A 22,609-nucleotide genomic window follows, 5' to 3' on the forward strand; every position below is an offset into this window, starting at 1 on the left:
GTAATATTGGACTTTAATCCGTCACACGGTGATACAAAGGCATCAAACTGCAAGTTTGTAATTACTGTGAACTCTAATGCGAACAAGAGTCCAGCTGCGCTATTGTCCTAGAATGATGGATACTAATACAAGCGAACAGTCCGGCAGCCCTGTTGGCTTACTTAGATTAGTGAAGCATTAGTGAGGTATTAGTGTAAGCTTGACATAAGCAGCATTTTCTACCTTACAACCAGTCTGGTTACATTGGAATTCAACAATCTGCTTCGTATTTTCACTCAAATTACGAACTGAGAGTGGGGCATAATTGGATTATTCAATTTTACACGTTTGGAGTATCCGTATCTCTCCCACTCATCGTTAGACGGTAAATTTTTATCCTAACATAAATTACCTGCTAGTCTATTTGAGTAAGAAAAGAGTTTCAAGTACAGCACACAGTTTAAGTTTAACTTCAAAGAAACAAACTGACAGGTGAGGCATTGTATCGGACAAAATCGAACTATAATTTATCTACGTCAGGCCAAAAAGGTACTAAATAAGTGTGATATAACAATTGCAGCGTATAATACAACCGTCGACAGTGTACTCCATTTGTACTCCAGTTGTACACAGGAGATTTCAATAATAGGTGTGGTATCTTGGCCAAAATCTGACAAGAAGAGAAGAAGAGGCAGCGACAGACCATATCTAGCCTCCGACTGTCATACTGAGATGCTTTGTAGTTAAGATATGGTTAAGATTGGATTCTAATAGAGAGTTACATACTTATTTTGCTATGGAAAATTATTGAGAGCATGTGGGTTAAAGACTCTGCTTTATAGAAGGACGTTTGACAGAAGGCTTTCGACTGTTACCGCAGACATCAAAGAAAGGGTGGCTGCGATGGCAAGTCTGTTACTAATTCCATGCTATTCAACTCAAACATCCCAGTCTAAACAAATGAAACCCTATTACACGATTTTCAACAGAATTTTCATCACGATACTCGGCAAGAGGGCTCAATTGTCATAGTCCATAATTTATACTCATTATTCTGATAATATGCATCAAGACTAGAAGACACACCGTTTCGATATTGCTAACACAAAATCGATGAGGTCGACCAACTTGCTCGATCAAGATAAAAGTGGGCACTAACTTCAGCCTAATAATTTATCAGCCAATGTTAAATTAGAAAGCGCGGCTTTAGCGTCACCGCTGTTCAAAGACGTTATTGCCTGTTCTATTAGCAATTTTACGTTCTGACCAGTGGAACTACTGGTAAAATTTGCGGCGTTCTGACCAGTGGAACTACTGGTAAAATTTGCGGCCTGCACTTCATGAGCTGATAAATATAACAGTATTAACAATGCTACAGATAGTACAGAGAGCATTTGGGTCTATATCCTATTACTTTTATTGTACACCACAATAAATGGAGTTGTCAACTTTTTATTCCACTTTTATTATATAACACTATCCTGTACTCTTTTTCTCTCGCATGTCTATCTTTAAATTTGCTATAAAGCCTAATTCGTGTAGCAGAATCATAAGCTAAGTGCCTAACGTCTCCGCGATTTTCCAATTTTGACCAAGATTTAGGTCATGAAAATGGTAAACTGAATCAAAGTCATAGGTGTCGATTAAGTAGACAGGCCGGTATTATCAATAAAGAACTAGATGTAGTTCTTCTCTGTTGATGTCCTGGGAAGTGAGAGTCTAAGGCTTTTGCTGTTATGACGAAATTGAGGCACGTCAGTCTAGGTCGCGATAATATTTTACGTCACGGCAATCTTGTCCATACCTTGCCGCGACCGCGGATGATTGCTAGTCATCCAGACAATAATTTAACGGTTTTCAAAATAGTCTTAGTACCCAATAAAGTATTTTATCTCAATAATCTATTACGGTCGCATTGTTAAGCAGATTAGAAATGATAATCGGCTTCCCAACTATCGCACCTGGAAGTATATCATTATTAGTATAGCCCGCAATTCTCAAGCATACTTCGCAAATAATAACTCTTCCACCAGCGGCCATGAAGTTAGTTACATTTCTTGTTAGCATATCTAGTCCCAAATAATGATGTGGATTTTTGACTCCAATTTGGACGCCTTCTATGCTAAGTAAAAGTGTTACATTATGCCCTAGCTTTAGCATGTTGGTGGCATCTGAAATGGCTACGGTCGCCCTCCACGGCTCGTCGCTGCTTAAATGGTAAACAAGCGGAGTACGCACGACAGCAAAAATGTAACTGGGCGATTGGAACATTATAGCGGTAAGGATTAGAATAGAACCTAGAGAGATTGTAGAGAACTTTGAGACTTTCAATTTTCATAAATTTGTGTTATGTGTGACTTTTAAGTTCATTTGTTAAGCGGTATTTAGTACGTGATAAAACATAATATGGGACAGATATCCACAGCCAAATATACGTATTATCTAACTTAGAATAAACCTGAAAAATGTCTCTATGACAATAAGTACTTGTACTTAAAGATGCTTAGAATCGATAACACAATGAGATAGTTTTATTCAAAGCAAATTGATATAAATCTTAGTACTAAGCTCGAGCTCTCATAAATAGTAGGTTTGTCTCAAGCAACTTGTGAAATACAGAAGTAGGAGCGAGATAGTTGGCCTCCTTTTGGATGCTGCGAACGGGGGAGGAGCTACTAAGACAAAGTTGATGTACAGGGCATATCTTTCTTTTAATCAACTTAGAGAATACTTGGCACTCTTAGTTGAAAATGAATTGATGGAATATGAGGAAGGAATGCGCACCTATAGAACAACAGAAAAAGGCATTCGGTTACTGCAAATACAAAACCAGATGGCTCCCATTAATTACGTAAAAAAATAATGGTAGACAAACAGGCATTGCACTAACCTTTTTTTTAATTAGTATTCTACTATTTTTTCGTGTACTTGAGTAATTAATTCCGGTTATGAGCCTGGTGAGTGTTTTCATATTCTACTATGCCTAGCTTTGACATAAAGCGGTCATCTCGCCTGGCATATGATTAGTGAGTCATATCCGTTAAGCTCCTAAGCCTATAGCTCAGAGCCGATTATATCCAAGGTTCTAGCTACAAATGTTTAAAAATGAAAAAGATTAGGTTGTTCGAATCAACCCCTTTATCTTCTGTTTCAATTCGGGGGTTATATCCTCTTCATTCATCCCATGTACCTTCATGGCATGTTCGGCACCGTTTTTCATAACATCTTCTTCTGTCTCTCCTTTTACTACGTGGTCACAGTCGAATCCTGCCTCTCGACAACTTATCGTTTTCATATAATCTTCAAGGTGTTGCTATCTTATAAGTTATATCTTTACTGATCTTTACACGAACTCTAATTTGCACCAATTGCTTTCACTAATCGCATAACAAATGAAGGTTGTAGTAGTCCAGCGAACGGAATACGCAGGGATATGAACGTCGTCAATGACATTCTTTGCAATACTCCTTAGGAGAAATTCCTTTATTCAGCCATACCTTTGGGTCCAATGACGATTACTTCAAATTAATTTTCCTCGGCGTAACGAAATATCTGCTTTGCAATCAAATCTGGATTCTCTGCAGGTTTATTTTAACTCCATACTTAACTACAAATGGATCAGCTGAATCCAAGAACTTCCTTTTCTTCTCGTTGAGCTTGCTCTTTTTTCTCGGTTTTCTTTGACTGGATTTGCTGTTAAATCTGTCCATGCTCTGCGTAGAGCAATTGCCTGTCTGGGAGGTGTCTATTATTAATATCCTTTATTTCTTCATTGATATCTCCAAAAGACGTGCGGCTGTCCATAAATTCGAACTAAGCATTATTTTAGATCTAATGAATCATTAAGTCACTATTTCGTAGCTATTGTGGGTGTTAAGCCGGATGAGTATATTTTTTCCCCATCCCTAGCTTGATGACCAGCATCAAGGTCAATGGGAATTAAGATTTTCTTGATCTCATTTTTAGTTATTAGAGTATCAACAAGCTTATTTCGCTCAGAGGCCGGGAAACCAGATAAATCGATCGAATCAATTACCTTGAGTTTGGCTGAGCACTGTACGGCCTGTCCTATCAACTCTTGAGCCTTGTAAACTATTTCACCAAAGGAAGTAATAAGATACCTTCCATTCTTTCTTTTGATTAAGCCAGCATCAGATAAATTTGAGAGCCTGCTATAATACTGCTTTCTTGTCAGTTGAAATTTAGATAATAGGATGTTGGTATTTGTATTTGCCAAAGCAATGGCGTTAAAAAGCGCCAAAGACTTGTCATCTGAAATTGCGGATAGACAGTCCGAAACTGAGATCATAATTTTGGTATTCGCCATCATTCTATATTGCTAGTGTTTATAATCCCTTACGTAACTATATTACGTACAGGCGAGATCCTTGATTAATTACTAATCCTGCATAATTCTGCATCAAATTTTTCGATCAAATCGAAATGGCTGGTGAATACTGTGTGGAGGTTATAAATAGACGATAGATTTACCAAAATCAGATGAAAATAAATTAATTAGATCTTGGCCACAAATACTATATCATTTAAAAGGTGACTTTGATTTAGTTCTCCGTCATCGATAAATGCGTCTATTAAGTTCAGGAAAAAGGCAACTTGGGCTCCTGAATATGCGGGAAGTGGATGTGGGGCAAATGAATGATACTTAGGGTATGCCCATTATTATGACTGGAACCTGAACCTGAACCTGAGTCATGAGTATTGCCACTGGAACCTGAACCTGAGTCATTACTATTGCCACTAGAATCGGAGTGTGAAGTGTGAGATTTGTGATGACTTGAGCTCCTATTGTCTGAGCTGCTCTTGTGGCCACTCGTATCACTTACATTAAACACTGCTGTGGCCGGTGTGAGTTGGTGTTGAAAGCCATCTGCAGATGCGTAAAGCCCAACACTAAATAGGCCGGGTTTGTAATCCTTGTCTATTTTCCAGGAATACGAAAATATACCAGACTGATTCGTAACTCCTGCGAAGTTAGCAATAGCGGTATTAGCGGAGTTAGTGACCGTTCCGTTGACTTTAGCTCCAGCAACTGTGGAATTCGAACCGTCCCGAACTGTTGTTTCAATCGTCTGGTTGCGTCCACTGCTCACAGGGTTTTGCAAGTTGAAGGAGACTGATAATGTCTTTGTTTTGTTTAAAGCGATTGGAGTAACAATACTAGTTTGGTTATTTGCAATACCGGTTACGTTCACACTATTGTGCATTGCCGTTCGAGGACTATCTATACAGGAAAACTTTGCGGTGATTTTGTTTTGCCCTTCCTTTAGGGTCGTGTACGTTGCTGGAATCTTATAGCTCCACGTTGAAAAATCATTCGCACCACCAGTACCTGTAGCTGTTGCATTTTGGTATGGTTTTATACCATTTACAATTACTGACACTCTACAGCTCGGAAATGTGGTCTCATTTGCGGTGGAAGTCCCTCTAACCAACAGATCGCTGCCTGCAGGTACCTGTTGACCTTTGCCAGGAGAGGTGATTTTTACTATGTGTCCATGAGTACTTTCTGAGGATATCGGAACGGCTGTAGTGTCCTTTTGTGCATATACTACTATTGATGTAGTAGGTAGAACCACTATAGTCAGAAGAAGGCAAAAACCTACCGAAACAAATAGCTTCGAAGTATGTGAAACAAATTGTGGCATTATAAGATCCAGATGATCTCTAGCTGTAATAAAATAAAAAGGTGCTCGCACCAAAATATACCGGATAGTTTGAAATGTTTTTTGCAGTAGAAAGACTAAGGTGTATGTATATTTCTTATTGCCGGTCGCTTGCCTGCATAGTCGCAATTTGTCACCAGATTAAAAGATGCGTTCGGGATATTTCATTGTGACCAGGATATAACGATGGCAGTCAAATTCCGTCTGTGGATCAGGCTTAGTGAGTAAATAATTAAGAACAAAAATATTGTTTCTTACGTCTTTTATAGAACGATACAGTGATACTACAAGTAAAATATACACTAGATTAATCGTTGAAAGAATTCAAATCCGTCTAACATGTAAAGTATCTCATCGTGGTCTCTTAGTTGATTTGCGTGTCTTTTTTTTCTCTTTATTGAGCTTCAATATAATTATTACAGCAACTCCCCACAAAAGCAAACCCAGGAATCTTTGCTGAAAGTACCACACGATACCTCCAGCAACTGCAAATAACATGCCCAGAATCCCTATCGATGTCACTTTTTTAACCAATTTACTAGTCAAACATAGTTACGGGTTAATAATAAGAATACTTTCAAATAAGGCTGACCAGTATACACACGGAGGTTCTACCTACCTTTGACTAAGTAGCAATAGAAAAAATGTTTGTTCGATCAGGGTTTGTTTGTGTACTTGCCACCAGTTAGTCAGCTAGGTTTATTCGACATCCACATTTTGCCGATTTAGAGACACACTATTTGATGGTCCATCATTTCAACTTTGACATTAAGTTGATCAATACTAATTTCGCAGTCAGGTTATCATAATTTAAGAAGTGCTCGATGGTTGGGATTACCTCCTTTCATTCAGAGGGCAAGTTACGAATCGAATACCAGGATGACTGAGGCATGTGCTGGACCAGCAATAACAATTGTAAAATCCCGGAAGCATCTCCAATCTTCATTCAAACGTCTTAGGGTAGTAATTTCAAACTTTTTAAATAGTGAGTAAACCTGCAATCAAAAATTATTGGAGTGAATTTTAAATAAGCAAGCATCTAATCCTTTCCACACTTAAACTTTGGTCTAGGGATACATATACTAACTCACCACTGGTCCGTAGCTTTTGATTATTTTGATGATTTGGTCTTTTTTGGTGTTAGGTGTGGTATGGCAGGCAGTGGGAATAGTAATTATTAGATTTGCCTTAGTCTTTGGGTGTGGATCCAAATCCAGAGCACTATTGCCGTGTCAGGATGATGACTAAGAATATTGTTTTTTGACTATTTTCAAAAAATTGCGACTCAAACAAATAAACCAGGTAACTACTTGAACTGGAAGGCCATCGAGTATTTTTGTATAATTGACGGTACGGCGCTTTGCCACTAGATTCATATCTACAAAAAGATGTGCAATAGTTATTTTAATTAATATGGAATCAATACTTTCAGGTTTTACATCTAGCCAGTATCACTTTTTAATGGGGTTAAAAAGATAACCTATAATTAGTAAACGTCCTAACTAGGTTATCCCATCGAAGAAGCTTTTGGTTTACAAGCACAAACCCATTGTGCTCCTCACCTAAGCCTCGAAAAATAGATATAGGATCTAAGTTTATTCATTAGTATCGGTATTGCACTATGGGTTATGAGAATGTATTAATCATAGTCATTGTTGCTGGAATCTTATTGTTTGGATCCAAGAAATTACCAGAATTATTTAGGACAATTGGGCGCGCCCAATCTGAGTACGAGAAGGCCAAACTAGAGGCTAAAAGTGAACTAAATAAAGTTCATGAAGTATTGGATGATGGCAAGGCTAAGAGGAAAAATTTAGAAGACATAGCATTAAAGCTAGAGATCCCAGACCCTGAGTTGCTTTCAGATGAAGACCTTTCCCAAAGTATACAAAAGAAAATAGGAACAAAGTTAAGCTAACGAAGTTACCTTACAAAACAGAATATGATTCTTACAGAGCGATGGTTGGAAACTAGCGATACTTTTATCTAACGGATAGGTATGACATAATATTTATGAAGTACAGGGATAGGAATGAAATTATTGCACAGATATTACAAACTGCAAACGGCAACAGAGTCAGATTGACTAAGATTATGTATGATGTCTACCTATCCCATTCCTTGACTAGGGAATATGTACGGCTGCTAATCGAGAGGGGGCTTATTGAATATCTCGATGGAGAACGTACATTCAAGACTACAGAAAAGGGAATGAATTTTTTGCAAATCCAAAAAAAAGTTCATGGATATATCCTTGACGTGCCATCTATGCATAAGAAAGAAGAAAATCTATCGATCCTATAATATTTGTACCTAGTGCTGGGCTTGACTTTATTCGAAGTCTCCATCTGGCACCAGAATACGAAATCAAGCGTACCTTCTTTGAAAGAAAAAGCAGACAAGGTATACACTGATATTGACGCCCAAAGACAGATAGGAAGGTTAAGGTCTGCGTGAAAGGAGTTATTTTTGAAAGCAAATGGGTCCAATTATTCGAGGCAAATATCATGTAATCGATAAATGTGGCCACGAAATGGTGGTCAGCAGGTCGGTTAGCCGACTCATCGTCACACCGGATTTATCACATGAAACCGATTTTCATCAGACCACTTCTCTAGGAGTTACATAGTATGGATTGAGACTCACTAGTATGAACTGTATTATAAACCCTATCAATATATTTAACTTAGTTGAAAATTCCTATTGATATTATGACTGCAAAGTTAAATAAATCTTAGATAAGTAAGTTTATAATTATCTCTCATATCTTATTTTGGGCTTTAATGTGTCGATTGTAAAGGAATGTTAGTTATAGAAGTGTATGATATTGGTATGAGTTCAAATACATCGTGCTCTGCTCTTCTTTCACTGTCATTCAGACAATCAAACTATGTTTGTCAATCCAGTGATACCACGGAACTCCTCATGTCTTTCTACATCTACTCTTAAAGATATACAAGATGCCATTAACGGGACTCCAGTCATGAGCTCCATATTTACCAATGTAAATATGAAGAGCGATTAAAGGTGTGGAGCTTCCATTAATCGTGTCAGCTCTCATAAATCAGATAGACCAATAAAAACAATCAAAGCTATAAGCAAGCTGGCAACAAAATCGAGGGTAGTATATAAATTACTTTCCAGATGAGTTCAATAATGAATAAGTTAAAAACCTTGACTGGGTCTGTTCTGTAAATATTGGACTTTTCGATAATTGTGGATACGTTTGAAAATATGGAAAAGACTACCAGCAGACTAGCTCTAACTGATTACCTAGTCGAATTGTTGAGAAAGACTCCTGCTAGTATTATTGATCGCGTTGTTTATCTTATTCAGGGAAAGCTTCACCCTGACTATGAGGGAGTCGAATTGGGTTTAGCTGAGCGATTGGCCACACGCGCCATCTCCTTAGCTGCAGGTATGGATATTTCATTTATAGAACAATTATACCGCAAAACAGGTGACTTGGGTGATACGGTTGGTAAGGCTCTGCAATCCAGAAACCAAAAAATTTCAGAGAAAATGACTGTAGAAAGAGTATATCAGACCCTGGACAAAACCGCTAATTGTATAGGGCCAGGATCACAGGAGACTAAGTTGAAGCTCGTAAGCAGTCTCTTAACTGATGGATCCTCAAGAGAGAGCCGATATATAATGAAATTCATAATGGGGACACTGAGGCTTGGTATAGCTGAGTACACGATTATAGACGCTTTGGCCGTATGTTTCACCGACAACAAGGCCAATAGGACTGTTATACAGAAAGCATACAATATATCAAGTGATTTGGGAACTGTGGCTAAAATATTGGCCAGAGATGGACTTGATTCTCTCAAGTCACTTAGAGTAACTCTCCACAAGCCCATCAGACCCATGCTAGCAGAAAGGGTGAGGAATGCACAAGAAGCAATAGAGCGATTAAACGGACACTCGGGGGCAGTAGAGTACAAATTAGATGGAGAAAGAGTTCAGATTCATAAGGGAAGAAATAAAGTCGAACTTTTTTCGCGAAGATTGGAAAATATCACCAAACACTATCCAGATGTTGTTGAAGCAATCCAAAAGCTCAAAATAGGCGAGCTAATATTGGAGGCAGAGATTGTAGCCGTCAATTCCCAGACAAACGAGTTTCTCCCGTTCCAGGAATTGATGCATCGCCGACGAAAACACGGAATCGAACAGGCGGTTGAAGGATATCCTGTCGTGATATATATTTTTGATATATTATACTTGGAAAGTAAGGACTTAACCTCACTACCTTACTTAAAAAGACGTGCTATAATTGAGAACATCGCCATCGAACAAAATTTTGACATGCTCGCTCTGGTTCATCAAAAGATTGTTAATAACATAGAGGATCTCGAGAAGCAAATGAGTCGGGCTATAGAAATCGGGTGTGAAGGCCTAATGATAAAGCAGCCAACAAGTGTATATAGAGCAGGTGCAAGAGAGTTTGCTTGGACTAAACTAAAAAGAGAGTATCGAAGCGATCTTGCGGACACTCTGGACTTGGTCATAGTGGGAGCATTATATGGCAGAGGCCGCAGGGTGGGTAAATATGGAGCTATATTACTTGCCTCGTACGATGCTGACTCGGATATCTTTAGAAGTACTTGTAAAGTTGGGACCGGTTTTACTGACGAACACCTCGACTTTTTTTATAAGAAATTAGAAGAAATCCAGTTACCACACAGACATCCGAGGGTGGATACTCGAATGCATATGGATGTATGGTTTGAACCAAAAATTGTAATTGAAGTTAGTGCCTCTGAGATCACCCTAAGTCCTTCACACCCAGCTGGACTTGGTGCAATAAGAGAAAAATACGGACTTGCACTTAGATTTCCGAAATTTACTGGCAGGATAAGGGAAGACAAGAATCCCGAAGATGCAACTGCTGTTGCTGAGTTAGTTAGTATGTACAAAAGGCAGCTAAGATCAGTAAAAAAGTCATAAAAGTAAGCAAAAGAAACCGGTAACACTACGAATAAATGATCACAATAAGATGAGTGAGGCTTTTGTAAACTAGGTTGACCCGACCAGTCATACCAATGGGTCCGTGCCACCCTGTAACACCAGTTTCTCCTTGCTTGTTATGAATTGTATTTTGACTCAAAATGTATAGTGCCAGATATTCCTTTACTCTATACTAGCCTAAATCACGCACCTCATCAACGCGGAGCTTCTTGTGGTAATCTATCGTAAGCATCGCTTGTAGACTTGGTGCCTATATTACCAGAGAACTCCTGAACAAGGCAGTTTTGTTAGCATAAAGTACATCAATAAGAACTACTCTTACGTTTAAACATCTAATCCGATGCGGATTGACTAAATAATCTATCTCCTTTTTTGAATTTGTAGATTTACTTTAAACATAGTGAGTACGTCTTGTAAATTCTCATAAGGAGAGAACCTGCAAATGGTAACCCACTTTCCTGATACCTTTGCCTGTATTTTACAAATCGAATGCGAGTCGTAGTTCTCAACGGTTACTGATTGAACATCATATTGTTGTCTCAGACGTTCACTCAATAGTCGTGTTATCTCTCTGGGAGCGCAAATCATGATCTTTTGCAATGGATAATAGATTCTGATCTAGTAATCTTACATATCTTTTTCTTTCTTTCTCCAGTCAAAGATAGTATTAGACAAAGCATCACCATGATATATTAGACAAGGCATGTAAAATTTTTTAATATTTAGTACAAAAAGAGGCATTTTTGACTAGGGGATTAAAGAAGACGCCACGATATCACAAAAGGTACTCTAGCATTGTATCTATTTTTGTCAATTTCCTGTACGTTAAGATGACTCCCATCTTCGTCTCCTAAAGTATAAAAAAATTTGTTTAAGGAGTGAATAAATGACATTCTGAATACGTTGCCATCTTTTATCGTAAAGTAGTTATAATTTGTTTAATTATATAAGCCCTGTCATTTTTATCCAGTCAAGAGAAAGAATACGGTCCTGACTACTGTGCTGGCATTATTGTGGTATCTGTTATCTGGTTTGTAATAGGAGTCAGGCCTTTATCTCAATTTATTCCTCAAATTAAAAATATATATAATATTCAAGGAAAAAGGAGGAATTAGAGAGAACTATCGCATCTGGCTATGACCTATATCAGGTATAGCATAAGAACAAAAGTCGGTTCCACTGTTATTAGATCGTTGCGAGGAAACATTATTTCATATGGCTCCAAAATGTGTTTGGAAAATTCCACTCCCTGTTGAGTTGGGCTATATGTTGTAACGACCCTTTTCCCCATTTCCATTTGATGTCGTCTTATCAACCCTTTTGACTCCAATTTATCGAGAATCGGTGAATGCTTTTTAAAGTTTAAACCGCAACAGCTGATTAGAGCTGTTTGGTTTAATTCGCCGTATTCAACTAATTTGAGTATTATATCTTTCACAATGTAAATCCGTTCTCGATAATAGCGTGGAATAGTCACTATAGAACGTTCTTTAAGACTAGACTGAAATATAATCTCTCTTCTCAAAAATCAATTTATGAAGTGATAAGCCAGAGACTAGCTGTTCTCTTTACTGCCAGATGACTCGATTTGCATCAATGCGCTTTCAACTTCAAGTAGCGTGCTATCTATCAGCTTGGCATCCTCCTTTGATAATTTGCTGATATTAACATAAGAGTCGGTTTCCTTTGTTCTTTGATTTTTAACCTTCTCCAGATTGATATCTGCAATCGCGCCTTCCTCTCCCTGTATTAATTTATTGTAATCTATAGAGTTTGGTAAAATCTGATAAACCTCTATCATTAGATTATTGAGCTCAGAGAACACCTTATCCCTTTTTTTCGACATTTCCTGAAACTTGGGAAATTCATTTTCCGCTGCCGCTGCCTTTTTATCCAGAGAATCAGCTAATTCCTTGTCTTCTATTAATTTTATAAGAAGGTCATCGATATTCATATTTCCATAGCCAATCCTTTCCAGCTCCCTTTGAATTATTTGATCGCCTTTGGTTGCTATAGTCGTAAATACTGTACCAGCCTCGTTGGCGATAAGATTTAGCCGATTCTGTAAGATTATGACCTGGTTATCAACCTTAAAGTATGGTAAAGCATGATATTGAATTCCAAAATAACCCGTAAGTCTATGCCGACCTGCTTCCTTTGATAATTGGCAGTATATTCGATGCAAGTCGTCGGTTTTGGATGTAGATATGCCGGTAGTCTTCCAGCCATCAAGTAATTTAATAAAACATTCATAGAATTCTTTAACTTTGTGTGGTTCAAAAGAATCAACTTGAGTTATGGTGCCATCTCTAATCATGACGTTAGTATTGATCATTTCAATAGCAGGTTTTAATGCAGATAGGTATTTTTCCCTTATGAGTTTAAAACGGGCGTCGATATCTCTAGCGATATGATTGTCATCGTCGATTGGTAATCTCATAAAGCTATTTTATAGAGTGCTAGATAAATATTCATCTGGCATAGGCGCCCCCAGCTTAAGTCATCAATCTAATTTTACTATCGGCTTTTAGCTCAGGTTGTATGTGTAATCAGGCAGAGCTGGACCTTTTGACCCACGTTTCTGGATTGAGTCGAAAAAAGAAATAGGCGCCTAATAGCAAGCACGGCTCATAGAATCAAGTTAAACAGAAAAATACGATTTTTCTTATACTTGGTGCTGAAATCTCAAAATTTTTATTCACCTAATCATTGAATAGAAGTGCCCATGAAAATAGCTGTCGTTGGCATAGGTGTGGCTGGCGCTTATCTTATGAACAGACTCAGCGAGGCAAGGGATATTCAGATTACGGGTTTTGAGCGAATGCCAGAAAAGGATCATGATGCTGTTTGCGCTTGGGCAACATCCAAAAATGAAATGTCGCGTTTGGTCAAAAAATGTGGCTTGACCTTTGAGGACTATATTTTACATAATGGGAAACATATGATCGTTGATAGTGGAAGCGGTACAAACAAACGCATTGATATAAAGCTGAAAGGAATGGTCAATTATGATAAAATTAAGTTGATAAGAGACATGACTAGCGGCACAAAGATTGAGTTTGGCAGAGCTCCAAGGAAAGAAAACCTGGAATCTGATTTTGACCTAATAATTGATTCTACCGGTTTCCACAGAAACTATCTTCCAAGGTTAAAGAACGAAACATGGATTCCCTGTGTTCAATATAAAGTTAGATACAAAACCGGCCTAGAACCGTATGATGATTATTATCTAAAGGCGTTCCCGTCTATGACTGGCTATTTTTGGTATTTCCCTCTTGGAAATGGTTATGCACATATCGGTGCTGGAGACTTCGAACGAAAAAACAACAACAAATTTGTTGAACAATTCCTGAAAAAGTACGAATGTGAAGTAATACGCAAGGTGGGTCGTCCTGTCAGAATAAGCCCTCCTTTATTCTGTGAACCATTTACTGATGGTAGGAAATCTGTTGGTGTTGGTGAATCCATTGGTACTGTCTACTCTTTACTCGGGGAGGGGATAATTCCTGCCTCATGGTGTGCAGAATTATTTATTGAACATTATTTTGATTTAAAGGCATATCGTGAAGCTGTTTTGAAGAAATTCCAAATTTATGTTCTAGTTTATAGATTTATTCAACTTAAAATATCAGGAAAATTTAGTATTATTAGACAGTGGAGAGATTTGTTAAACATATACAGGCATATGAAGAGCGAAGAAAGCCGTTATGGAATGGCTATCAAGATTGCTGATATGATAAGGGTTTCCAAAATTTGAGCAAGGCATTTTCCCAACGACTCTTTTTTGGACTATTATATCTAACAGGACATGTAGTCTTTGGAGTTCCAACTATCTCCTGCGCCCGTGATTTTAGATTAGGAACTGCTAATGCACAGCACCCTTGTGACATTATCTCTACAAAACATCAATAATAGCAAATATCTATTAAACCAATAATAGTTCAGTCGTGGCTGGTACGTCCGTATCTTTGGGCTATATTAGATAGAGTACATTTTGCCAACTTGTGGGTAAAGTTTATCATCCGTTTCTTGCATGCTAATAAGGAGTGAGAATTAACGACACGAATAGACATAACTCATGAATTCATAAAAGAGCTCATAAAGCCAAGGTCGAGGGACTCGAGAAAAGGTGATAATGGGATAGTCTTAGTGGTGGGTGGAAGTAAACTTTACCATGGAGCACCCGTGCTATCTTCATTAGCAGCTTTAAGATCTGGGACTGATTTGGTTTTTACTGCTACCCCACGTTCAAATGTAATTCCAGTCAGATGTTATTCTCCAGATCTAATCGTACTACCCCTGCCAGACGATAAGCTGACTGCAGGTTCGGTAAATAGATTAATGGCAATGCTCCCAAAGAAACCCCACTCGGCTGGAGTCGGGATGGGTATGAGCATCTCCAAACCTCAAGCTCTGCTTTCGTTAATAAGTCAGCTCCTAAAAGCAGATACAAGAATTATACTTGATGCGTCTGCCTTAATACCTGAAGTGTTAAAACAAATCAAGGGAACGGGTGCCGTCGTAACTCCTCACGCAGGAGAATATAAACGACTTTTTGAAGAGGATGCGGGAACTAACTTAGAGACACAAACCTCCAATGTGCAAAATGCTGCGAAGGAATATGGAATCACAATTGTCTTGAAGGGATCAACCAATATAATTTCTGATGGCCGCAAATGCCATACTGCTATGATTAAAAGGAGTTCTCCGGCAATGACTGTTGGAGGTATGGGTGACATCCTTTCTGGTCTACTAGCAGGATACCTTACAAAGTATGATTCCTTCCATGCAAGTATATTGGGTGTTTATCTCAATGGGATGGCGGCAAAGATTGCATATGAAAGGGTAGGTTTGCACATGATTGCGACAGATGTCATAGAAGATTTGCCTCACGTTATGAAATCATTCGATTTAATCAGTGAATAAAAAATATAGCTACACAAAGGGAACAATTTAATAGATATCCGAGTTGAATGACTAGCCAGCTGTGCCTTCCAACCTTTTTGGAATACAGCAGTTTGTATAATGTACTGAGTATCTGAGAATCGCTTCCAAATTAATCTTAATAAGTATTCTAGCCCAATCCGCAAAGAGAAGATATGGCAAGGAATTAGACCACGGGTCAGTATCTTACTGAAGTAAAACTTTTAGATAGACTTCTGTTACCTCAGGTAAAGCAGACGCGTCTGCAACAAAGACTAACCAGAGGTGATACTTTGAGTACTAGTTCTTAGTTAATATTAAAGGACAAAAGAGAAACTAGAAGGCATCTTGAGGTATATCTGTTTTCAACGATGTGGTTCGTCAAGGTTGCACAGCTGGTTAATAAAGTAGAATCTACAATCATGTCTTCTTCATTTGATAAGCCGTCGTCTAGGAAAATACTTAACTAATGGCCATTCTTTATAATGAGTCTTAGTTCTAGTCACAATTATAAGATAGTTATTGAAAATCAACATAGATGGCCAACGAAATTAATCGTCAACAGGCAGCTATAGAGCAGAAAATAAACGAATTGGCTGAACAGTCCCGAGTACTGGAAGCATACATGAATGACATTTTAAATAGGGAGGCCACGGTCACAAGATTAATCGGAGAGGCCCGTCTCGCTTCAACTGCCATTCAAAATCTTGTGGACGAATCGGATAATGAGGCATTAGCGCCTGTTGGAATTGGAGTATATATTAAAACAGTTGTCCCTCCTGTGAAGAAGGTATTAATTAATTTAGGAGCTGGTGTGACTATAGAAAAAACAAGGGAAGATTCCATGAATTATGTAGAAGCTAGAATCAAGGAATTCGAGCTAGCTCTTACTCAACTTCTCGGACAGAAACAGCAAATCGCTATGCGTATGGAACAGGTCCAAGGGCAAATCAATCAGTTATTGCAGCAGCCTAACAGACAAGCATTCGATCCCAACAACAAGAGCGCAAGTGGACAGCCAAGAGCCGCATAACCTTAAGACCCCCAAATGTTCGATCAGCTAAAAAGGGTATTTTCGAATGCCACAAAAAGTCTTGGCCAAAAAGACCTATCTGAACGAGATGTTGACAATGTTTTGTATGATTTGCAGCTCGGGCTTCTAGAGAGCGATGTTGCACAAAATGTTATTGATGATCTATCTGTGAAATTAAAAAAAGAGCTAGTTGGCTTAAGATTAGAAAAAGATCAAGACAAAGAGGATCTTATCAGAGCCAAATTCCAAAGGTACTTTGAGCAGATGCTTGCAAACGCTGGGACTGTGGATCTCATAGGCGAGATCAAAAGAAAGAGCCAATCCAAGGGAGGTCCATTCATAATAGTATTCCTCGGAATAAATGGAACGGGAAAGACCACCACGGTGGCCAAGATAGCAAATCTGCTGCGCAAGAATGATATTTCCTTGGTAGTAGCCGCGGCTGATACCCATCGTGCGGGAGCAATAGAACAGCTCACTCAACATGCTGAGAGGCTGGGAGTAAAAGTGATTGCACAGAGCTATGGTGCTGATCCTTCTGCCGTTGGAAGAGACGCCGTCGACTACGGCCGAAAACACTATGTGGAGGCAGTCCTGATTGACACTGCCGGAAGGATGCAGACAGCAAAAGGATTAATGGATGAGATAGGAAAGATAGTCAAAGTAGTAAAGCCAGATCTGAAATTATTTGTAGGGGACTCCCTAGCTGGTAATGACACAATAAACCAGGCGACAGATTTTTTCGAATACACGAAATTTGATGGTGCCATTTTGACCAAATCAGACGCAGATGCAAAGGGTGGTGCTGCCGTCTCGATAGTGTATTCTACTTCTAAGCCAATCGTTTACCTTGGGGTTGGACAAGGTTATGAAGATATAGTTCCATTTGACTCCAATAACTTCATTAAATCGTTATTCGGCAACACTGAATTGCCAAATGAGAATTTTGAACCTGCTTCCAAATATATAGACATTGAAATGCCTACTGCAAAACCTATTGTCGCTGAACATCTCTATAAAATGAAGGAATTAACAGCTGAAATTAAGGGATCTGGCGAGCTGAAAAATAAAAATGAGTCTGATTCACTTCCTTATCAAACGGAACAGATTAGTCCAACAGTGAAAGAGGAAACTAAATCAGATCCCTCTTTGAAACCGAAGACAACTATTGTGAAGGCAGATAATACCCAGGAGCCTGCAGTTAAGAACGAATCCAGCCAAGAGCTGGAATTTAATCGCACCGAAAAGAAGAGCATATTTTCAAAGTTCTTCAAACGCAATAAGAAGGAAAAGAATGAATCACTGATTGACGTCAATACTGCTGAACAAAAATCTGGACCTGACAGAGTTGTTCAGGACCAAGAAAGAACGCATCGAAAAACTGGCGCGGACGATTCAAAAAAAGAGACCATATATCTGACTGATGAAGATCTCGACCTTGAGTAAGAAAGATGTTCTTAGCCTCATGGATCTTACGACAGAGGAAATTCTGTCGATCATAGAATTAGCTACCAGATTAAAGCAGGAGGCAAAAAACGGAAAATCAAATGTATTACTCAAAGGTATCGTGCTCGGGCTAATTTTCCAGAAGCCATCTACAAGAACCCGAGTAAGCTTCGAAACAGGAATGTATCAGCTGGGTGGCAGTGTAATCTCCCTTAACACGAACGATATCCAATTATCCAGGGGAGAATCGTTGGAAGACACAGCTCGATCCTTGTCCCTATACCTAAATTGCCTTGTAACAAGGCTTTACCAACACGAGGAAACTGAGCTGATCGCAAAGTATGCATCTATTCCCGTAATTAATGGTCTGTCGAACCTTTTCCATCCATGCCAAATACTTGCGGACTTGATGACAATTCAAGAGCGAAAGGGTAAATTGAAGGGTTTGAACGTAAGTTGGATCGGTGATGGAAATAATGTTTGCAACGATTTAATCCTGGGTTCAGCAAAAGCCGGCATGAATCTGACAATCGCCTGCCCACCTGGTTATAGACCATCAAAAGAAGTGCTAGCGATAGCTAACCTGGAGGGATCCAAATCAGGATCAAAATTAGTTGTTACTGATGAACCTCCAGTAGCAATTGCTAATGCGGATGTGGTAGTAACTGACACCTTTATTTCCATAGGTAATGATGAAGAAAGGCTCATAAGGGAAAGGGTCTTTTTACCAAAGTATCAAATAAATCAGCAACTAATGAACTTAGCAAGAAAAGATGCCATTTTTATGCATTGTCTACCAGCTAAACGTGGTCAAGAGGTGACATCAGATGTGCTTGATGGTAAAGCATCAGTTGTTTGGGACGAAGCTGAAAATAGGCTACATAGCCAAAAGGCTCTATTACTCTTATTGACAGGTGCAAAACGAGGAGCCTAACTGGGTCCTACCCGACAAGCATTTTGCACTGGCATGTCAAAAGAAAGAATATGAGTTAGTATGCAATTAGATCTAGTCGCCTAATACTGATTAGCTGGTTGTTGTGCTTTTACCTATTTTTAAATATAGTACCCCCGATGAACTCGCATGGCAAAAATAGTGGTTGGGAAGACTTCTGATATTCCAGAAGGAAAATTAACCCATATTACAGCGGGAGGGAAGGAAGTTCTAATTGCAAACGTGGGAGGAACGTATTATGCCATGAATAATGTGTGTAACCACGCTGGTGCTGAACTGCATGAAGGTGAGCTAAACAACAAAGAGTTAACATGCCCTTGGCATGGAGCTAAATGGGATGTCACGACAGGCGATCTTCTCTGGTTTCCTACCAAACTCAAACCAGAGGAATCGTTCAAAGTTAGTATCGAAAATGGCACTGTGTTTTTAGAGGTGTAGCATAGCCCAACTAGTTTCTAAAACTGGGAAACTTCCTACGACGTTAACGAAAAATTAGTTTCGTTATGATACCAATAATTTTTCCCAAGGATTGTCTAGCCTATATGAGAGCCTGAGACTCCCATATGTTAAAAGGATTTGACGTGAGGCAATTCTAAAAAGCTGCTACCTATCCACTGCGTCCTGTTTCCTAGGTTTTGACATGACATAAAATCCATGTGCAGATATAATAAGTGCGGCCAATGACATCTTCGTTGCAAATACCAAGTTCCAGGGTGTCTTGGGATTAGGATACGGCATGTTAATTGAATCCAGTCTTAGTATTCCCTTCATTGCATCATCTGTGATCAATGAGCCCCATATCACAAAGTTGTAAATGAATTCGTATAACGAAATTACGGCTATGGCCAGTACAACCAACTGAAGGACCAATTTTAGTGACTCTGGAATATTTCTCACCTTTTCCCCACCGAGTCTGGTTACACAGTACCACCCCACTACGGAAACGATCATCAGATATGTGACAAGTTTGGAAATTCCATGAACAGGGAATTCTGTATTGACGAGAACTTCACCGATGACGACCTTTCCTGTCTTTAGATATTCCCCAACGCTAACATACAGAGCATATGCAGTGATTGATGACATCGCAACTGCGCAAAAATAAAATATCCCGAGAAGCACTTTTCGAGTTCTTCTTTCATCTATTTCCAGGCTTGAGTGGCGCATAGTCCTATAGGCAATCATAGTGTGAGTTACGGCTATAAAAAATTACATGTTTATACATATCATTAATGGAATACTTGAACCTTGCAATAAGGACTTACAACTGCCAGGTTGTAAGTTTGTGAATTCAATAAGGACTTACAACTGCCAGGTTGTAAGTTTGTGAATCATATATCTTATACACTGTAAAAGGAAGCCTGGCTGTAGAAATGTGTCTTTCCTGCGTATGCCGTCTACCAGAAGCATACAAGTAAAGCTTAAGTCAAATTCCAATGGGGAGAGCTAACGTCTTATTCTACATTTTTATGTAGAAATATCTCCTATTCGCGTTCGTAACAGCTGATCTTTTCATGATGTGTTCTCGAAAGAGCCGAACGATAACTTAACAGATATAGTTATGCCCAGTCCGACTGCGGGAGGTTAATAACATTAGCAGCGTGAAATCAGAGTCACAAAAGTGTAATATAATATAATAAATCTACTATTTGATTAGGTCAAAAGACAATGATGAGGCCGAACTGGGACGTATATTTTATGCTTCATTCAGAAATCGCAAAACTTAGGTCCAACTGTCTAACAAGGCATGTAGGAGCTGTGATCGTTAAAGATAACCGACAGATTGCTACTGGATATAATGGAACTCCCTCAGGAATAAGGAATTGTTTTGAGGGCGGATGTGAAAGGTGTTTATCAAGAGCTCAGGGAGAGATCAATTCGGGCGAACAATTAGAACGATGCTTATGTACCCACGCAGAAGCAAATGCAATTATACAGTGTGCTATTTTTGGAAATGCAGGAACTACGAAGGGAGCTACACTATACTCCACGTTCGCACCTTGTCTTGAATGTAGCAAGATGGCTATAAGTGTGGGGATCAAAAGGATCGTTGCTCTTGCAGATTACTCGGAAGATGCTACAGGCCTGTTATCCAAGGCCGACGTCACTTTATCAAAGCTGGAACCTGATATCTTGAATCATTGGATCGAACTTATGGAGAAGGGTCCTGTAAGTCGCACAAATGGGCCGGGCAATGATAGGACAAGTCAACAATAAGGATTCGCGGCTAGTTTACTTTATAGCTAAAGCGGGTGTCTGTCAAAAAGCGTACATCCTTCGTGGCGCAAGCCTGAGCCAAAGTTGGTTCAAGGCCGGCGATGACGATAATCGGTCACTTTTACTAGTCAGAGCCAAGACAATTTATGCATAATGCCGAATCAAACTTACTGTACTCAATCTTTAAATATATCCAGAACCAACAAGTGCCGTCTAGGCAGCCATTCCCTTTATCTGGATGGGAAATGATTCTTTAATTCTTGCAAATCTTGGAATTCTGTATCTCGAAACGAACTTTTCTTATGTTATCAAGAACATAGTCGGCATCAGCATCTCCAGGATTGAGTTCCAAACACATGCTCAAAATTTCTAGGGCTTTATGCGGGTTCTTTCTTTTGAGAAAAATTATTCCTTTGTCTCTTACTGCATCTTAGTAATTGGGTTCTAGAGCAAGTATCATCTCATTGGCTAGCTCTGCTTTGTTTGCGAGAAGATCGTAAAAATTGGCCTTTAAATTATTTAGCATCCTAATTAGGACTTCCCCCCACTGTAGCTGCTTTAGACTATAGTCATCCATTATCCTTCCGCCATCGAACGGGTCAATGACTATTTCATTTCTGTCATCTTCTAAGATGTGTTTGATAATGAAGTGAAACGGAAAATTGACCGCATTCAATTTAAAATTGAGTATGTGTGCTATACGCATATGGATTATCGATAAGGTAATGGGAATGCCTGTTTATTGCTTCAAAGCAAAGTTGAGATAGCTATTTGTTGGATTATAGTAATCTTGAATGTTGGGTCTAAACTGCCTTTCCTTAAACAAATAGTTGTTTATGGCGCTAATTATTGGGTAGGCCTTAATGAGATTAATTCCTTGTTCGATGACTTAATTTCTCTACCCATGAAGTCGATCTTATCCAAATTCCTTGTTATGTCTAAATCCGGGTAGGCGACAATTCTCGAGACATGCAAGCAGTATTCGGCTAGCTTGTCTGCTTCGTTCGGTTCAAGATTCCCAACAACGCTCTCCCTCCAATCTTCAATCAAAGATTGGAACTTGTGAAGGGACAACAGTCGATATCAGGCTTTTTACCTACTCATAATTTTGGGGCCATCGCAATTAAATAGGAATCAGCCTCTGTCTGAGTTCCAGTTGTGTTCTTTGTTCTTGTCTGGCTGATTTGAGGACGCTTTAGAAGGCAAAGATGAGATAAGCTCATTCACAATGTCCCTGCTTATGGAGCTGCTCGCTCCTTCCCTAGCTAGTCTATAGTTTCGATAATTCTGATCTGCTTGGATAGCTGCTGCAAGTATTGTTCCTTTTGATAGCTTGGAAGATGACTGTAAGAACATCTTTGTATCTTTTGGAAGGCAATGACCACCTATTCCTTCCCT

Annotated in this window: 21 protein-coding genes and 2 pseudogenes; 12 read left to right on the forward strand and 11 right to left on the reverse strand. The window is 39.0% G+C overall.

Annotation, left to right across the window (positions count from 1 at the left end):
• Nucleotides 1–1,139: 1,139 nt before the first annotated feature.
• Both DYY65_RS04265 and DYY65_RS04270 read right to left on the reverse strand, forming a co-directional pair.
• Nucleotides 1,140–1,373, reverse strand: a complete 234-nt coding sequence (locus DYY65_RS04265; RefSeq protein WP_162476745.1) for a hypothetical protein — start codon at nucleotides 1,371–1,373, stop codon at nucleotides 1,140–1,142.
• A 499-nt stretch (nucleotides 1,374–1,872) separates the two neighbouring features.
• Nucleotides 1,873–2,310 carry a DsrE family protein gene (locus DYY65_RS04270; RefSeq protein ID WP_162476746.1) on the reverse strand — a complete coding sequence of 146 codons (438 nt, stop codon included), beginning with the start codon at nucleotides 2,308–2,310 and terminating at the stop codon, nucleotides 1,873–1,875.
• 277 nt (nucleotides 2,311–2,587) lie between these two features.
• Between DYY65_RS04270 and DYY65_RS04275 the strand changes: the two genes are divergently transcribed.
• Complete coding sequence (locus tag DYY65_RS04275; protein ID WP_370519291.1) at nucleotides 2,588–2,842, forward strand: winged helix-turn-helix domain-containing protein; 255 nt, start codon at nucleotides 2,588–2,590, stop codon at nucleotides 2,840–2,842.
• A 252-nt stretch (nucleotides 2,843–3,094) separates the two neighbouring features.
• On the opposite strand, the gene DYY65_RS04280 is transcribed toward DYY65_RS04275, so the two are convergent.
• The 4 genes from DYY65_RS04280 to DYY65_RS04295 form a co-directional block, all read right to left on the reverse strand.
• Nucleotides 3,095–3,274 carry a DUF1059 domain-containing protein gene (locus tag DYY65_RS04280; RefSeq protein WP_162476747.1) on the reverse strand — a complete coding sequence of 60 codons (180 nt, stop codon included), beginning with the start codon at nucleotides 3,272–3,274 and terminating at the stop codon, nucleotides 3,095–3,097.
• Nucleotides 3,275–3,829: 555 nt separating this feature from the next.
• The gene (locus DYY65_RS04285) at nucleotides 3,830–4,288 is read right to left on the reverse strand and encodes a hypothetical protein (RefSeq protein WP_162476748.1); all 459 of its coding nucleotides are present in this window, start codon (nucleotides 4,286–4,288) and stop codon (nucleotides 3,830–3,832) included.
• Nucleotides 4,289–4,577: 289 nt separating this feature from the next.
• Nucleotides 4,578–5,645 carry a hypothetical protein gene (locus DYY65_RS04290; protein ID WP_162476749.1) on the reverse strand — a complete coding sequence of 356 codons (1,068 nt, stop codon included), beginning with the start codon at nucleotides 5,643–5,645 and terminating at the stop codon, nucleotides 4,578–4,580.
• Nucleotides 5,646–6,014: 369 nt separating this feature from the next.
• Complete coding sequence (locus DYY65_RS04295; protein WP_162476750.1) at nucleotides 6,015–6,197, reverse strand: hypothetical protein; 183 nt, start codon at nucleotides 6,195–6,197, stop codon at nucleotides 6,015–6,017.
• Between the two features lie 1,087 nt (nucleotides 6,198–7,284).
• Here DYY65_RS04295 and DYY65_RS04300 point away from each other — a divergent pair.
• The 3 genes from DYY65_RS04300 (at nucleotide 7,285) to DYY65_RS04310 (ending at nucleotide 10,619) form a co-directional block, all read left to right on the forward strand.
• Entirely contained in the window at nucleotides 7,285–7,581 is a 297-nt protein-coding gene (locus tag DYY65_RS04300) for a Sec-independent protein translocase subunit TatA/TatB (RefSeq protein ID WP_162476751.1), read from the forward strand.
• A 95-nt stretch (nucleotides 7,582–7,676) separates the two neighbouring features.
• Nucleotides 7,677–7,967 (forward strand): winged helix-turn-helix domain-containing protein, encoded by a 291-nt coding sequence (locus tag DYY65_RS04305; RefSeq protein WP_162476752.1) that lies wholly within the window; start codon nucleotides 7,677–7,679, stop codon nucleotides 7,965–7,967.
• A 912-nt stretch (nucleotides 7,968–8,879) separates the two neighbouring features.
• Nucleotides 8,880–10,619 (forward strand): ATP-dependent DNA ligase, encoded by a 1,740-nt coding sequence (locus DYY65_RS04310; RefSeq protein ID WP_441338312.1) that lies wholly within the window; start codon nucleotides 8,880–8,882, stop codon nucleotides 10,617–10,619.
• A gap of 1,162 nt (nucleotides 10,620–11,781) precedes the next feature.
• Here the strand turns inward: DYY65_RS04310 and DYY65_RS04315 are convergent.
• Both DYY65_RS04315 and DYY65_RS04320 read right to left on the reverse strand, forming a co-directional pair.
• Complete coding sequence (locus DYY65_RS04315; RefSeq protein ID WP_162476754.1) at nucleotides 11,782–12,165, reverse strand: winged helix-turn-helix domain-containing protein; 384 nt, start codon at nucleotides 12,163–12,165, stop codon at nucleotides 11,782–11,784.
• A gap of 30 nt (nucleotides 12,166–12,195) precedes the next feature.
• A complete protein-coding gene (locus DYY65_RS04320; protein WP_162476755.1) occupies nucleotides 12,196–13,080 on the reverse strand; it encodes a hypothetical protein in 885 nt (294 codons plus the stop codon).
• A gap of 285 nt (nucleotides 13,081–13,365) precedes the next feature.
• Here DYY65_RS04320 and DYY65_RS04325 point away from each other — a divergent pair, with 285 nt between their 5' ends.
• The 6 genes from DYY65_RS04325 to DYY65_RS04350 all read left to right on the forward strand — a co-directional run bounded on the left by DYY65_RS04325 (nucleotide 13,366) and on the right by DYY65_RS04350 (nucleotide 19,432).
• Entirely contained in the window at nucleotides 13,366–14,397 is a 1,032-nt protein-coding gene (locus DYY65_RS04325) for an NAD(P)/FAD-dependent oxidoreductase (protein ID WP_162476756.1), read from the forward strand.
• Nucleotides 14,398–14,738: 341 nt separating this feature from the next.
• Nucleotides 14,739–15,566 carry an NAD(P)H-hydrate dehydratase gene (locus DYY65_RS04330; protein WP_370519292.1) on the forward strand — a complete coding sequence of 276 codons (828 nt, stop codon included), beginning with the start codon at nucleotides 14,739–14,741 and terminating at the stop codon, nucleotides 15,564–15,566.
• A gap of 535 nt (nucleotides 15,567–16,101) precedes the next feature.
• On the forward strand, nucleotides 16,102–16,596 hold the full coding sequence (gene pfdA, locus DYY65_RS04335; protein ID WP_162476757.1) for a prefoldin subunit alpha: 495 nt from the start codon (nucleotides 16,102–16,104) through the stop codon (nucleotides 16,594–16,596).
• A gap of 15 nt (nucleotides 16,597–16,611) precedes the next feature.
• Nucleotides 16,612–18,042: a signal recognition particle-docking protein FtsY gene (gene ftsY / locus DYY65_RS04340; RefSeq protein ID WP_162476758.1), complete on the forward strand. Its 1,431-nt coding sequence runs from the start codon at nucleotides 16,612–16,614 to the stop codon at nucleotides 18,040–18,042.
• Nucleotides 18,020–18,976 carry an ornithine carbamoyltransferase gene (gene argF / locus DYY65_RS04345; RefSeq protein WP_162476759.1) on the forward strand — a complete coding sequence of 319 codons (957 nt, stop codon included), beginning with the start codon at nucleotides 18,020–18,022 and terminating at the stop codon, nucleotides 18,974–18,976. Before ftsY ends, argF begins: the two co-directional genes overlap by 23 nt.
• Before the next feature lie 147 nt (nucleotides 18,977–19,123).
• The gene (locus tag DYY65_RS04350) at nucleotides 19,124–19,432 is read left to right on the forward strand and encodes a Rieske (2Fe-2S) protein (RefSeq protein WP_162476760.1); all 309 of its coding nucleotides are present in this window, start codon (nucleotides 19,124–19,126) and stop codon (nucleotides 19,430–19,432) included.
• Nucleotides 19,433–19,597: 165 nt separating this feature from the next.
• Here the strand turns inward: DYY65_RS04350 and DYY65_RS04355 are convergent, their stop codons facing one another.
• On the reverse strand, nucleotides 19,598–20,179 hold the full coding sequence (locus DYY65_RS04355) for a hypothetical protein (protein WP_162476761.1): 582 nt from the start codon (nucleotides 20,177–20,179) through the stop codon (nucleotides 19,598–19,600).
• A gap of 513 nt (nucleotides 20,180–20,692) precedes the next feature.
• On the opposite strand from DYY65_RS04355, the gene DYY65_RS04360 reads away from it, so the two are divergent.
• Complete coding sequence (locus DYY65_RS04360; protein WP_236561659.1) at nucleotides 20,693–21,211, forward strand: deoxycytidylate deaminase; 519 nt, start codon at nucleotides 20,693–20,695, stop codon at nucleotides 21,209–21,211.
• Nucleotides 21,189–21,365: a hypothetical protein gene (locus tag DYY65_RS04365; RefSeq protein ID WP_162476763.1), complete on the forward strand. Its 177-nt coding sequence runs from the start codon at nucleotides 21,189–21,191 to the stop codon at nucleotides 21,363–21,365. Before DYY65_RS04360 ends, DYY65_RS04365 begins: the two co-directional genes overlap by 23 nt.
• Before the next feature lie 276 nt (nucleotides 21,366–21,641).
• Here the strand turns inward: DYY65_RS04365 and DYY65_RS04370 are convergent.
• A pseudogene (locus DYY65_RS04370) lies at nucleotides 21,642–22,097 on the reverse strand (transglutaminase family protein).
• Nucleotides 22,098–22,345: 248 nt separating this feature from the next.
• A pseudogene (locus DYY65_RS04380) lies at nucleotides 22,346–22,609 on the reverse strand (hypothetical protein); the annotation flags it as partial.

Source organism: Nitrososphaera sp. AFS (genome assembly GCF_009898475.1).
In the GTDB taxonomy this organism is placed as follows: domain Archaea; phylum Thermoproteota; class Nitrososphaeria; order Nitrososphaerales; family Nitrososphaeraceae; genus Nitrosopolaris.

Bases quoted from the DNA above. Each gene is read 5' to 3' on its own strand.
- DYY65_RS04320 (WP_162476755.1), bottom strand. From the start codon at position 13,080: ATGAGATTACCAATCGACGATGACAATCATATCGCTAGAGATATCGAC.
- DYY65_RS04300 (WP_162476751.1), top strand. From the start codon at position 7,285: ATGGGTTATGAGAATGTATTAATCATAGTCATTGTTGCTGGAATCTTA.
- DYY65_RS04285 (WP_162476748.1), bottom strand. From the start codon at position 4,288: ATGATCTCAGTTTCGGACTGTCTATCCGCAATTTCAGATGACAAGTCT.
- argF (WP_162476759.1), top strand. From the start codon at position 18,020: ATGAAGATCTCGACCTTGAGTAAGAAAGATGTTCTTAGCCTCATGGAT.
- DYY65_RS04350 (WP_162476760.1), top strand. From the start codon at position 19,124: ATGGCAAAAATAGTGGTTGGGAAGACTTCTGATATTCCAGAAGGAAAA.
- DYY65_RS04305 (WP_162476752.1), top strand. From the start codon at position 7,677: ATGAAGTACAGGGATAGGAATGAAATTATTGCACAGATATTACAAACT.
- DYY65_RS04280 (WP_162476747.1), bottom strand. From the start codon at position 3,274: ATGAAAACGATAAGTTGTCGAGAGGCAGGATTCGACTGTGACCACGTA.
- DYY65_RS04365 (WP_162476763.1), top strand. From the start codon at position 21,189: ATGATAGGACAAGTCAACAATAAGGATTCGCGGCTAGTTTACTTTATA.
- DYY65_RS04290 (WP_162476749.1), bottom strand. From the start codon at position 5,645: ATGCCACAATTTGTTTCACATACTTCGAAGCTATTTGTTTCGGTAGGT.
- DYY65_RS04360 (WP_236561659.1), top strand. From the start codon at position 20,693: ATGCTTCATTCAGAAATCGCAAAACTTAGGTCCAACTGTCTAACAAGG.
- ftsY (WP_162476758.1), top strand. From the start codon at position 16,612: ATGTTCGATCAGCTAAAAAGGGTATTTTCGAATGCCACAAAAAGTCTT.
- DYY65_RS04325 (WP_162476756.1), top strand. From the start codon at position 13,366: ATGAAAATAGCTGTCGTTGGCATAGGTGTGGCTGGCGCTTATCTTATG.
- pfdA (WP_162476757.1), top strand. From the start codon at position 16,102: ATGGCCAACGAAATTAATCGTCAACAGGCAGCTATAGAGCAGAAAATA.
- DYY65_RS04265 (WP_162476745.1), bottom strand. From the start codon at position 1,373: ATGCTCTCTGTACTATCTGTAGCATTGTTAATACTGTTATATTTATCA.
- DYY65_RS04355 (WP_162476761.1), bottom strand. From the start codon at position 20,179: ATGATTGCCTATAGGACTATGCGCCACTCAAGCCTGGAAATAGATGAA.